The sequence below is a fragment of the Flavobacterium sp. 28YEA47A genome (assembly GCF_041262125.1).
Taxonomy (GTDB): domain Bacteria; phylum Bacteroidota; class Bacteroidia; order Flavobacteriales; family Flavobacteriaceae; genus Flavobacterium.
The window spans coordinates 1-12271 of sequence record NZ_JBGCCI010000015.1 but is presented as its reverse complement, the minus strand read 5'-3'; the positions used below and the strand labels follow the sequence as shown (position 1 = coordinate 12271).

The following is a 12271-nucleotide window of genomic DNA, read 5'->3' as shown; positions in this document are numbered from 1 at the left end:
ACTTAATTTATTTTTACTAAATGAGATTCGATCTGGTCGCGACGGGATTCGTATTGCGGTGGCAATTTTAAATCTTTACCCAGATTTTCCAATGTTTCGTCAATGGTAAAGCCTGGATTGTCGGTTGCAATTTCAAATAAAACACCGCCCGGTTCCCTAAAGTAAAGCGAATGGAAATATTGCCTGTCAATTTGCGGTGTGATTGACAAACCGCGTTTTTCTATCTTTTCACGGAAATGCATCAGAATTTCATCATTTTTTACCCTAAACGCAACGTGATGGACGCTACCATTGGCAACATGGCCTCTTTTTTCATCGGCAAGTTCAACCAGGTCAACTATAGATGCACCTTCCACGGCATCGGTTGCGTAACGATAACGATTGGCTTCCTGTTCTACCAGTTTATAGTCAAAAACTTCAGTCAATATGGCTGCTGTAGGCTTGATATTGTTCAAGGTCAAGGTAATATTATGAAAGCCTTTTGTGGCTACATCTGCTTTGATTTCTTCCGTTTCCCAGGCCTTTCTGTTGTCTGGAGTTTTTGATTCGATAAGCTCTAATTTTAAGCCATCCGGATCAAGAAAGGTAAGATATCTTTCTCCAAATTTTACGGACGGTTTATTGTAAATCACATTATATTCTTCAAAACGTTTTACCCAAAAATCCAAGCTGCCTTTTGGTACTGAATATCCAATTTCTGTTGCCATTCCCGAGCCTTTTCTTCCTTGTTGGATTCCATCGCCCCAAGGAAAAAATGTAAGTATGGTTCCGGCACTTCCTATTTCATCACCAAAATAAAAATGATAGGTTCCCGGGTCGTCAAAATTGACGGTTTTTTTGATAAATCTCAATCCTAAAACTTTTGAGTAAAAATTAAAGTTGCGTTTGGCGTCACCTGCTATAGCTGTGATATGGTGTATGCCTAAGATTTTATTTTCCATTGTATTTTGTTTTTAAGTTGATTATTAATTTATAGTACAAATTTATGACCGTTAGAAGAATACTGCATTGAACTAGGACAAGAAAGCAATAGTGTGTGTTTTCTACTGTTAGCACTTCAGGTTTATACAGCGATAAATAATCCGCAGTAAGGCTTCTGTTTATTTTTTTTAAAAATTTAAGCCTCGTTACGGAAAACCGTAAGGAAGCGTTTTTTCAGCTCATTATATTTGGAAGGAAAGCCGGGAATAAATCCGAATCAGTTTAAATCTTATAAGAAGAACACCCATACCTTATTCATCAACTACCACTAAATGATGATTAGAGCGGGATAGAAAGTAAATATTGCCGAGCTATATAGTATTAAAGACTTAATTATTATATGACCAAAATTTCCCCATCTGCTCTTGTATGCATGACATTATTGTTTTTTATTTTTTTGGGATGTGAAGAAGATAAGGTAATTGTTACCTATGCTAATCTTAACGTATCCCATATAAAAGATTTTCAGAATATCCCTAAGGATTCTGTGATTTGCCGTCTTATTTCGCAACACCAGGATTTTTATACAACGGAAATTGAAAATTTTGATTCCCATTATGACATTATCGGTCTGGATAAGGAAGGTAACGAAGTGACGGGTTATGCAGATATTGAAAATAAATCCAAATATGGAAAAGGTGTTATTGAAGATGAAATGGGGAAGGAGATTGAAGTTGACGTAGAATGGACAGATGATAAGAGACTGACAGCAAGAGACGAAAAAGGAAATATATGGGAACTCACCGTTGAAGAGTAATAACTTAAAAAGAAAAAGATGATAATTAAAAAAGAAGACTTAAAAGAAAATAAGGATTTTAGCCTTGAAGAGCACAGTCCTTTCATGATTTTGGATACTAGACATTTCCAATACTTTAGTGATGTGGAGAAATTTGGCTATTCAGTTGAAGTGTTGAATGTGATTAATTCTATTACATGGATCAATAAATTGTATAGAGACCTAAAATCTGATCTTCATATCGAAACTGAGATTTTTTATGAAATTATTGACTGCATTCTGAATTCAAGACACTTTAACGACCAGCAATTGGAAAGGTATTATTCAGCACAGCAAAAGCTGGAGCATTTTTCCAGTATTACTCATAAGCTGACAGATACGGATAATAATTTTGATGTGCCTTTTATTATCGATTTTATTGTTTTAGGAGCCAATCTGGATCAATATGAAAGTCTGGGTGACGATAAAAGAAACGAACTGCATGATGAATATGCAGCCTTGTTTTGCCAGGTCAGAGCGCAGGAAATCGAAATTGAAGATTTCTTATTGCAGGTAAAGGCACTAATTTTTAATGTGAATGAATTAGAACTTGAAAATAGTATCTAATCACCACTGACTTATCATCTTAAAAATTCGCTAACTCTCAGATTAAGTTTTGAGAGTTTTCTTGTTTGAATTTAAAAAAAATCCGGGTATTTTTTAGCTGTTAGGCTCAATATGAACCAGGATGTGCCCAAGCTGAGGGATTTCCCGATGCAATGTATCGCTTAATCGATGTGCTAAGTCGTGGCCTTCTTTTACGGTTATGTTGGCATCTACAATAGCATGGAGATCCACATGATATTTCATTCCCGCTTTTCGAACATAACACTTTTCAGTTCCGATAATTCCTGTGGAAGTCAGTGAAACTTCCCTGATCTCTACAACCAGGTCATCATACAGATGTTCATCCATAATTTCACCAAGTGCCGGTCTGAAAATCAGGTAGCTATTATAGAGTATAAATCCTGATGCGATAAGTGCAGCCCAATCGTCGGCAGATTCATATCCTTTTCCGAAAAACAAAGCAATTGAAATTCCAACAAAAGCAGCTATAGATGTAATAGCATCGCTTCTGTGATGCCAGGCATCTGCTTTTAAGGAAGAACTGTTAGTTTCCTTACTTTTTTTCATGACAAGACGGAAAGAAATCTCTTTCCATATAATAATAGCGCCTAAGACTATTAAGGTATAAGGTTTTGGAAGCTCATGAGGTGTTCCGATATTCATGATACTTTCATAGGCAATGATGGTAGCCGAGGTAATCAGAAAGCCTACAACCAGAAAAGTGATTAAAGGTTCGGCTCTTCCATGTCCGTAAGGATGGTTTTCATCAGCAGGACGGCTGGAATATTTCAATCCGAATAATACTAAAGTTGATGAGAAAATGTCTGTTGTAGATTCAATGGCATCCGCTATCAGCGCATAAGAATTCCCAAAATATCCTGTCAGTCCTTTTATCAATGCTAGTGCAGTATTTCCTATAATGCTGAAATAGGTGGTTTTGATTGCCGTTTCAGTATGTGTACTCATCAGAGGTCGGATTGTATGGGTGTGCTAATTATTTTATTGCAAGATACTTCAGGTTGATGAGAGTTCTTAGATAATTTTCACTTTTTTATAAACCATTTTTATTTAGGGAAATTTTAATAAGTTATTCTGTAAGATTTGCCAATCAATGAAATAATCGTATTTTTGATAAGCAAATATACCCCTAAATGGCAACAGAGTTGAAAAACATACTACTGGCTGACGATCATAGTGTAGTCAGACATGGAATTTCATTAATCTTAAAGGATTCTTTCCCAGGAATTTCTGTTGACCATGCTGAAAGTTTTACGTCTGTATTAACTGCACTTAAGACAAGTATTCCGGATTTGGTATTTTTAGATATCAACCTTCCCGGAGGCAATAGTACTAAAATGATTGAGAAAATCAGATTGTCGCATCCGGACTTGAAAATACTGATGTTCTCGGCTTATGATGAAGAGCAATATGCACTTCGTTATATTCATGCAGGAGCCAACGGTTTTCTGAACAAGCATAGCTCTGAAAGTGAAATTATCAACGCTGTGCAGTCGGTTATGGAAACCGGAAAATATATAAGTGCAACGGTTAAGGAGAAAATATTAGAGAACGTATTGCACAAAACTCCAATCAATCCGCTGGAAAGCCTTTCTGACAGAGAAATTGAAGTCGCCGGACTTTTGGCAAGGGGAGAAGGCAATTTGGAAATAGCAAACCAACTGAATATTCAGATGACAACGGTTAGTACTTACAAAAACAGGATTTTTGAAAAGCTGAGAATCAATAACGTTGTCAGTTTGGTAGAAATTCTGAAGATTTACGAAAACTAGCTGTTTTTTTCTTCCTGTAACGAAATAGTTATTTCGGTTCCTTGCAGAAGCTCACTTTCAATATACATATTGCCATTTAATATAATCAAAAGCTCGGCAATCATTGGTAGTCCCATGCCTGTTTTTTTGATGTTTTCCTGCGTTTTGGCGTTTTTCGGATTGTTATAAAAATCCAACAGCTCAGCCGACATTCCTTTTCCTGTATCCTTAATCCGTATAAATATAGTATCTTCTTTTTTTGCAGAAGTGAACACAATCCTGCCGTTAAAAGTATTTTTGATAGCATTATCAAGCAGGTTATGGATAATAATAGAAAGCAACAGCTTATTCGTTGACAGCAAGATGGCTGGATCAATCTTATTGACTATTTCTGTTTTTTGCGAAGAAGCAATATTTAAAAAGATCTGTATTTTTTCTTCCGCAAGTCTATAAAGGCTGTAAGGCTCTGAAGAATTTTCCTGTTTGCTTACTTTGGTATACTCCAAAAGATTGTCGACAAAATGATAAAGCTGGAAAGAAGAGGTGTAGATGGATTTCAAATCTTCTTCAACAGTCTCCTTATTGTTACTGTTTTGATATGCATGTTTGCCGGTAAGCGCCAAAAAGCGAAGCGGACTCTTGATATCGTGTGTTATTGTCCGGATTAGTTTTTTATGGTTGATAATTTCCTCACTTAATTTTTCCTTTGTATTCCTTAACGTGCTGATTGTGTGTCGCAATTGGAAAGTCTGTTCTGCAATCTTTTTCTCCAAAAGGACATTTTTTCTCCTGATGTATCGAATTCTCATCTTAATGGTGTAAAAAATAAAAGTTATGCCACAAAGCAACATAAGGATAGTAAACCAAATAGTCTGATAGAAAGCAGGCGGTACAATTATTATCAGCGTTTTATACTTATAACCGGAATCAAAACCGGTGAGCTTTCGTGCCGTAAGATAATAAGTGCCATGTGGCAAGGAAGTATACGAAATCTCGTCTCCTTTTAACGGAGTCCATTTTTGGGAAATAGGGCCCTGTAACCGGATTTCGATATTGAGGTTGTTTGGATTTCCGTAATATGGGCTATTGATAAAAAGTCGAACCCGGCCAAAGTCGTTGTTTAATAATAGCGTATCGTTGTTGATTTCCTGAGTGCGATTATCAACTTCAGCCTCTTGAAAATAGATTTCATTATCAGGAAGGAGCAGTTTTATATTTTCTGGAAAAAACAATATATTGCCTCTCATTGATGGAAAAGAAAGAGCATTGTTTCCTAATTTTAATCCACAAGGTTGGCAGCCACCATTAAATTCGTTGGTATAAAAACCATCTGATTTGTCATAGTACTGATAATAAACATTATCTGTCTTTCCTTGTGAATAATTCAGAAGGTTTTTTTTGGAAGCCTGAAAAAGGCCTTTGTTTGTCGATACCCATAAATAGCCGTTCTGGTCTTCAATAATACAATGGGAGGAAAGCAGATACCTGTTTCTGTCAATCGGGAAATGAGTGGTCTTTTTAGTAAATTGATTGTAAAGAAAAAAACCTTTTTCATAAGTCGTCACCCATATTTCAGCAGGATTTTCAATATATATGCTCCTGACATACGTATTTGAAATCTGCCGGATATTCTCAATCTTTTTTTCTTTGTAATAAATTTTATGAAAGCCCAAATGAGAGCCTGTCCACAAAATATTATCCTCAATCTCCAACATATAAGTAGGATTAAAAGGAAGCATCATTGAAAGTTTAAAACTTGGTTTTTTTGACGGTTCAGAATGTTTCAGCTGGTAAAGCTTTCCGTCGGGAGCACCAGTCATAGCTGTTCCTGCCAGAATTTCTCCTGCCCGGGTTTCAAAAATCAATATGACACGATCTTCAAATGACCAGGTATCAGAAGTCGTAAAATTAGTACTCTTGTTAAGACGGTATATCTTATTCTCTTCTTTGGTCCAAAGGTCTCCGTTTCGATCTTTAAGAAGAATATAATTGTCGTTGTCTTTTATAAAGACACGTTTTTCCTGAACGCCTTCATTGCTGAATATTTCTCCTGATGTAGTAAGGAAGCTATCCGTTCCATGCGGAATTTGGGCATAGTAAACCCCGTTTTTATTGTTGCCTATAATACTGTTGAATTTTTTTTTCTTGACAATCAATAGTCCGTTGGTACTGCTTCCCATGTATAGGATATCATTCTGGGAGTCATAGTAATAGGAAATAATATTGTTTTTAGCAATATCAAAGTTCTTTAGAAGTACTCTGAGCTTTAATTTTTCCTGATGCCTTTCTAACAGATATACTGTGTTATCAAAAGCAATAAAGGTCTGTTGCGAAACAGTATTCGGAAAAATAGTAAATCCTTTAGTAGGTAGTCCTTCTATTGAAGCAAAATAAATTTTTCCGTTCACAAATCGTACAAATTTTCCGTTCTTATACGAATAAAGAACATCGTCGACTAAGAAAAACACAGTAGTATCATCAGAATCATAATCGACTTTCCAAAGCTGGCTGTTGTTTTTAGTATAAGCAACCACTGTCCCGTTTTTTAAGCTAAAATAGCTGTTGTCTTTTTTATGAATTTTAGGAACAGAGACCCTTTTGCCTTTGTGCAGATGGTTTGTCAAACGGAATGATTCGGGTATTTTATTTTCAGAAATAACCGAAGGCTTGTTCTTTTTTATGAGTATCAGATCAGAAAAATCACTAAAAACATAAATACTGTCGGTAAAAGTCGTTCCCTTAAAATAGCTGATTCTATTGGTTCGAAGTCCTTTAAGGTTTTCGATATTGAAAACTTTGAATTTGTTACCATCATAACGTACCAATCCATTTTCTGTCGAAAGCCATAAAAAACCATATTTGTCCTTGATAATCGATTTGACGCTATTTTGTGGAAGACTGTTATCATCCGCAGAATGCCATATAATATCATAATCCCTGCTTTCTTGTTGAGAAAATAGCGAAGTGATGCTGAAAAATACAGCAAAAAATAGATATAATGATTTAGAAAATGGCATTTTTAGCAGATGGGAATCAGTGGCTTAATACTAGATATCCGAAAGGGAAAATTCATCTTCAATATTACAAAGTTCAGTATGAAAAATATCGACTGGTTTTGTAGAATTAATTCTACAACAGCTGTATGTATAAGCCACAATTTTTTTCAATGTCAATATGCAATTTAGTAAATGATTTAACCCGATTGATTTTATAGGTTTTTGATTACGATGCAAGGGAAAGAATTTCTTTCCCTTGCTCTATTATTCCACTAAATTTTATGAGTTTACCAGCATTTGCCTCAGGGCATAAAAAGATGTTTGCTAAAGTGCAATTAGGAAGCATTCTTGCGGAATTTACCGGGACATTTCTATTGACATTTTTTGCTATAGCAGGAACAATTGTCCTTTTTTTTCATGATAATTTTTTTAACCAGACTTTGGTGTCTCTCTATATAGGTACGATCACTTTTTTAGCTACTTTTTTCTCCTATCCAATATCCGGATCACATTACAATCCTGCTATTTCGGTAGGTTTTTTCATTGCCAATAGGATAGGATTCAACCGACTTATTGCCTATGTCTGTACGCAAATCATAAGCGGAATTTTAGCAGCAGTCTTAGTGTTTTATTTGTTTTCGTATAAACCTGGAGTATTTTCAGAAATGCTTACAAAGCCAACTACCTTGATTTATCATGAAGGGCTAATGCTTTCGACTATATGCCAAAGCGTGATGATGTTTATTGTTTTATTGCTCTTTTTAGGATTAACCTATTTGAAAAAGAGTAAGTTATATGTGGCTTCTATTATGGCAATAACTGTATTTATGGCCAACTTTGTCAATCTGTCTATTACTAATTACCCGTTGAATCCGGCTATAACTGCAGCCGAATTACTACTATGCGGAAATCACAAAGCCATTGAGGCTTTGTCCCTATGGCTATCACCTTTTGCCGGAGCTGGTCTGGCAGGAATTATCTACTACATTACTTTCATCAGACCCGTTAACTAAAAATCACAGTCTGAAAAACAGATCGATTTGTAGAATTTATTCTACAAATGCTGTATGCATTCTCTACAAGACCTACGCAGTATACTAAAGAAATTTGCACAATCAGGTTGTCAATCAACCAGATCAGTAGTGTGTAACCATTTATTAATCAAACCAATCTGCATATGTGTAAAAACTATATTCTTTAAATCGCTATTAATAAACCGTTTGCTACCACCAAAAAACTGTTTTCCCCGATTTTCAATTAAACTTTAAAACTATAACGATGAACAAAAACTACAGTTGTCAAGGCAGATTTTTGCCCTATCGACAGGTAAACGTCATGTTTAGGAATGCTGCTATAAGAGTAAAAAGCCTCTTATTGCTTGTTTTCCTTCTGACGATGGCCAGCTTCTGGAATGTTGCCTATGCGGACGGGAGTAAGGACCTTTATCCTTCCGGAGTAGTGGGTAACCGTGCTTTCTTGTATAGCAACAACTATACGATAGGAGGAACCACCATCAATTCCTGGCCTTTTAAGACTTTAGGAACGCATTATGTGTATGCCCAGACGGGAGAAACTATTGCGGCTGCATCGAGCGCCCAGAATATCGGCAATGGCCGTATCAGGTTAATAGCGCCAGATGGAACCCAATATTTAACGACTGCAACTACAACAGGTCAGATTCCGAACCGAGCAGGCGAAACGGCCGGACCTCAATATCCTGGTCAGGGAGCGGGAGGAAACAGGTATTTGCCTTATACGGTTTCCGTTGGCGCAACACAAACAGGAATTTGGAAAGTAGAATTTTTACCTTCAGGTTCTGAAACTAGCAGCTCTACACCATCTGTTGTGGATGTTGCTGCCGATGCTAACTGGACACAGGGAACTAACACAGAATTGATTGCTGCATGGGATATTTCCGTAAGAAATGAGGCCAATACCAACTGGATTTCTGGACGTGTATATTCAAATGTATTTAATTTACACATACAGGGATCATCATTTCAAGAAGCAAAAGCCTTTTATGGCAAATTTATTGTTTTAACCCGTGATGGAGTTGCTTATAGAGTAACTAACAATGGTTCGAATGGAGTTGGTTTTACTTTCTTTGTAAATAATAAAGGTTTTTTGGATGCTTCAGGAAACCCTTCTTATAAAAGTTTGAACCTGTCAACTCCATCAAGTGCTGATTTTAGAGTTCACGACCCTAGAAGCGTAGATGATGCAAATAATGTAACACACAAAATATTTTATACAACACCAGCTTCTGATTTGCCTTCGAGCGCAGTTCAGGCAGTAAGTACTACCACAAGCGTATCAACCTGGTTAAAAAACAGTGTGATTACGCCTACGGCTACAAACATCACCTATACAGGAGCTGAAGGGACTCCAAACCGTTCCGGTAATAAAGGTGCCTATATTGGATTTGATTCTAACCTTTCAGGGACATACAGAATTGAAATAATTGGAGCTTTTCCTACCAGAACAATAACAGGGAACTGTAATATGGGTACCAATACCGTTTTTTGGGACGGACGAGATGGAGCAGGAAATATACTGTCAGCCAATACCAATATTGGAGAAATAAGGGTACAGTTGTTTGGAGCCGAGGTACATTTCCCTTTTATAGATATGGAGATCAATCCCGGAGGGATTATTATTGAACAGCTAAATGCCAGTTATAATCTTTATTCACCAAATAAGGATTTGGTTTATTGGGATGACTCAAACGTTGATGGCGGAAACGCAAATACAAAATCAAACCCTACAGCTTCTGGAATAGCCGGTATTTCAAGTAACAGTAACGGACATAAATGGGGCAGATACACGATGGGTAGTTCCGGATCTGGAAATACCGGAGATGGAGGATCAAGTTTTGGTAACGAAAAATCACTAGATACCTGGAGTTTTGTTCCTGGAGAAGTCATTATAAAAACACTTGATATTATTGTTGCCGCTGCCGATTTAGAAGTGGTAAGCGTTACGCCTTCGACTACAACTGTAGTTGTTGGACAACAGGTTAACTATAGTGTAGTGGTAAAAAATAACGGGCCGAGTGATGTGACAGGATCCGGTTTTGCTTTCATAGTTCCAACAGGATTTACAATAACAGGAGTTACCTATGTAAACAGCCAGGGAATTGTTGTAGTAGTAAGCGGAGCTGTTGATCCGGTGACAGGAAATTATATAGCCAATTTAAATATGACGAATGGCTCTGAAATCGTATTTACGATTACAGGAACCGTGGGTTCGTCTTTAGCTGGTCAGCCTTTAAATGTGGAGGCATCTATTATCCGTCCGGCTGACGTAACAGATATTGATGCAACACATCCCGGTTCAACACCACCTACGGATCCGCATTTGGAATGTAGGAATGGAACAGCGGTTGAAAATTGTAATAATATTAAATATAACAACCTGAATGTTGCTGCTATTGCTGATCTTAGTATTGTAAAAACAGCAAATGCTACTGTACCTACAATCGGACAGACGGTAATTTTTACGATTGCTGTAACAAATAACGGTCCAAATACAGCTACGGGAGTAGTAGTTACTGACCAGTTGCCAACGGGTTACACCTATGTATCTTCAACTGTCACTGCCGGTACCTACAACAGTGGTACGGGAATTTGGACAATAGGAAGTATGACCAATGGAGTTACACGAACAATGACTGTTACTGCAACGGTAAATGCTACAGGGAATTATACAAACGTAGCGACTGTAACAGGTACAGAAAATGATCCGGTTCCTGGTGATAATACAGATGAGGTAACGGTTGCTCCTAATGTGAATGCTAATTTGAAAATCGTTAAAACCGTAAATAATGCAACACCAAACGTTGGGTCTCAAGTACAATTTAGCTTGGTTGTAACCAATAACGGTCCTGGTAATGCAACCAACGTAGTAGTAACCGACCAGCTTCCTACAGGATATACTTATATTTCGCATACAGCAGGACAGACTTATGCTTCTGGAACAGGAATGTGGACAGTAGGTAATTTAGCAAATGGGGCTAGCCAGACTTTGGTAATTACTGCAACAGTAAATGCTACTGGAAACCATACCAATACGGCTACTGTTGACGGAGACGAAAATGATCCTGATACAACAGATAATACAGATTCAACAACAACAAGTCCTGTTAATGTTATCGTAGCCAATGACGATGCTACTGTAACTCCGGTGAACGGTATGGCAGGCGGTACTGCTATTGCCAACGTAGTTTCAAACGACACGCTAAACGGTGCGGCCATCACGGCAGGATCGGTAACCGTTTCGGTTGCTCCTGGGGCTGTTCCGGCAGGATTGACGTTCAATACTTCTACGGGTGCGGTAAGCGTAAATGCGGGAACTCCTGCAGGAACGTATACTTTCGACTATACCATCTGCGAGGTGCTAAACCCTACGAACTGTGACACTGCACAAGTCACGGTAAACGTAGCGGCAGCGCCAATCGTAGCCAATGACGATGCTACTGCAACACCGGTAAACGGCATGGCAGGCGGTACTGCTATACCTAATGTATTGACAAACGACACGCTAAACGGTGCGGCCATCACGGCAGGATCGGTAACCGTTTCGGTTGCTCCTGGAGCTGTTCCGGCAGGGCTGACGTTCAATACTTCTACGGGTGCGGTAAGCGTAAATGCGGGAACTCCTGCAGGAACGTATACTTTCGACTATACCATCTGCGAGGTGCTAAACCCTACGAACTGTGACACTGCACAAGTCACGGTAAACGTAGCGGCAGCGCCTATCGTAGCCAATGACGATGCTACTGCAACACCGGTAAACGGCATTGCAGGCGGTACTGCTATACCTAATGTGTTGACAAACGACACGCTAAACGGTGCGGCCATCACGGCAGGATCGGTAACCGTTTCGGTTGCTCCTGGAGCTGTTCCGGCAGGACTGACGTTCAATACTTCTACGGGTGCGGTAAGCGTAAATGCGGGAACTCCTGCAGGAACGTATACATTCGACTATACCATCTGCGAGGTGCTTAATCCTACGAACTGTGACACTGCACAAGTCACGGTAAACGTAGCGGCGGCTCCAATCGTAGCCAATGACGATGCTACTGCAACACCGGTGAACGGTATGGCAGGCGGTACTGCTATTGCCAACGTAGTTTCGAACGACACGCTAAACGGTGCGGCCATCACGGCAGGATCGGTAACCGT

General features: G+C 38.4%; 7 protein-coding genes and 1 pseudogene. 5 read left to right on the top strand and 3 right to left on the bottom strand.

Translation table 11 applies throughout. From position 1 onward, the window contains the following. Positions 1 to 2: 2 nt before the first annotated feature. The gene (locus ABH942_RS16075; protein ID WP_370033757.1) at positions 3 to 941 is read right to left on the bottom strand and encodes a ring-cleaving dioxygenase; all 939 of its coding nucleotides are present in this window, start codon (positions 939 to 941) and stop codon (positions 3 to 5) included. 380 nt (positions 942 to 1321) lie between these two features. Here ABH942_RS16075 and ABH942_RS16070 point away from each other — a divergent pair, with 380 nt between their 5' ends. Then, a complete protein-coding gene (locus ABH942_RS16070; RefSeq protein ID WP_370033755.1) occupies positions 1322 to 1738 on the top strand; it encodes a hypothetical protein in 417 nt (138 codons plus the stop codon). Between the two features lie 18 nt (positions 1739 to 1756). Then, a complete protein-coding gene (locus ABH942_RS16065; protein WP_370033753.1) occupies positions 1757 to 2323 on the top strand; it encodes a hypothetical protein in 567 nt (188 codons plus the stop codon). Positions 2324 to 2416: 93 nt separating this feature from the next. Here ABH942_RS16065 and ABH942_RS16060 read toward each other — a convergent pair whose 3' ends face one another. Continuing rightward, positions 2417 to 3289: a cation diffusion facilitator family transporter gene (locus ABH942_RS16060; RefSeq protein ID WP_370033751.1), complete on the bottom strand. Its 873-nt coding sequence runs from the start codon at positions 3287 to 3289 to the stop codon at positions 2417 to 2419. A 185-nt stretch (positions 3290 to 3474) separates the two neighbouring features. Here ABH942_RS16060 and ABH942_RS16055 point away from each other — a divergent pair, with 185 nt between their 5' ends. Continuing rightward, the gene (locus tag ABH942_RS16055; protein ID WP_370033749.1) at positions 3475 to 4113 is read left to right on the top strand and encodes a response regulator; all 639 of its coding nucleotides are present in this window, start codon (positions 3475 to 3477) and stop codon (positions 4111 to 4113) included. On the opposite strand, the gene ABH942_RS16050 is transcribed toward ABH942_RS16055, so the two are convergent. Next, on the bottom strand, positions 4110 to 7109 hold the full coding sequence (locus ABH942_RS16050; RefSeq protein ID WP_370033747.1) for an ATP-binding protein: 3000 nt from the start codon (positions 7107 to 7109) through the stop codon (positions 4110 to 4112). The genes ABH942_RS16055 and ABH942_RS16050 overlap by 4 nt on opposite strands. Positions 7110 to 7369: 260 nt before the next feature. On the opposite strand from ABH942_RS16050, the gene ABH942_RS16045 reads away from it, so the two are divergent. Together ABH942_RS16045 and ABH942_RS16040 are read left to right on the top strand one after the other, a co-directional pair. Next, positions 7370 to 8101: an aquaporin gene (locus ABH942_RS16045; RefSeq protein WP_370033745.1), complete on the top strand. Its 732-nt coding sequence runs from the start codon at positions 7370 to 7372 to the stop codon at positions 8099 to 8101. Between the two features lie 265 nt (positions 8102 to 8366). After that, positions 8367 to 12271 (top strand): annotated as a pseudogene (locus tag ABH942_RS16040) (hypothetical protein); the annotation flags it as partial.

Bases quoted from the DNA above. Each gene is read 5' to 3' on its own strand.
- ABH942_RS16075 (WP_370033757.1), bottom strand. From the start codon at position 941: ATGGAAAATAAAATCTTAGGCATACACCATATCACAGCTATAGCAGGT.
- ABH942_RS16070 (WP_370033755.1), top strand. From the start codon at position 1,322: ATGACCAAAATTTCCCCATCTGCTCTTGTATGCATGACATTATTGTTT.
- ABH942_RS16065 (WP_370033753.1), top strand. From the start codon at position 1,757: ATGATAATTAAAAAAGAAGACTTAAAAGAAAATAAGGATTTTAGCCTT.
- ABH942_RS16060 (WP_370033751.1), bottom strand. From the start codon at position 3,289: ATGAGTACACATACTGAAACGGCAATCAAAACCACCTATTTCAGCATT.
- ABH942_RS16055 (WP_370033749.1), top strand. From the start codon at position 3,475: ATGGCAACAGAGTTGAAAAACATACTACTGGCTGACGATCATAGTGTA.
- ABH942_RS16050 (WP_370033747.1), bottom strand. From the start codon at position 7,109: ATGCCATTTTCTAAATCATTATATCTATTTTTTGCTGTATTTTTCAGC.
- ABH942_RS16045 (WP_370033745.1), top strand. From the start codon at position 7,370: ATGAGTTTACCAGCATTTGCCTCAGGGCATAAAAAGATGTTTGCTAAA.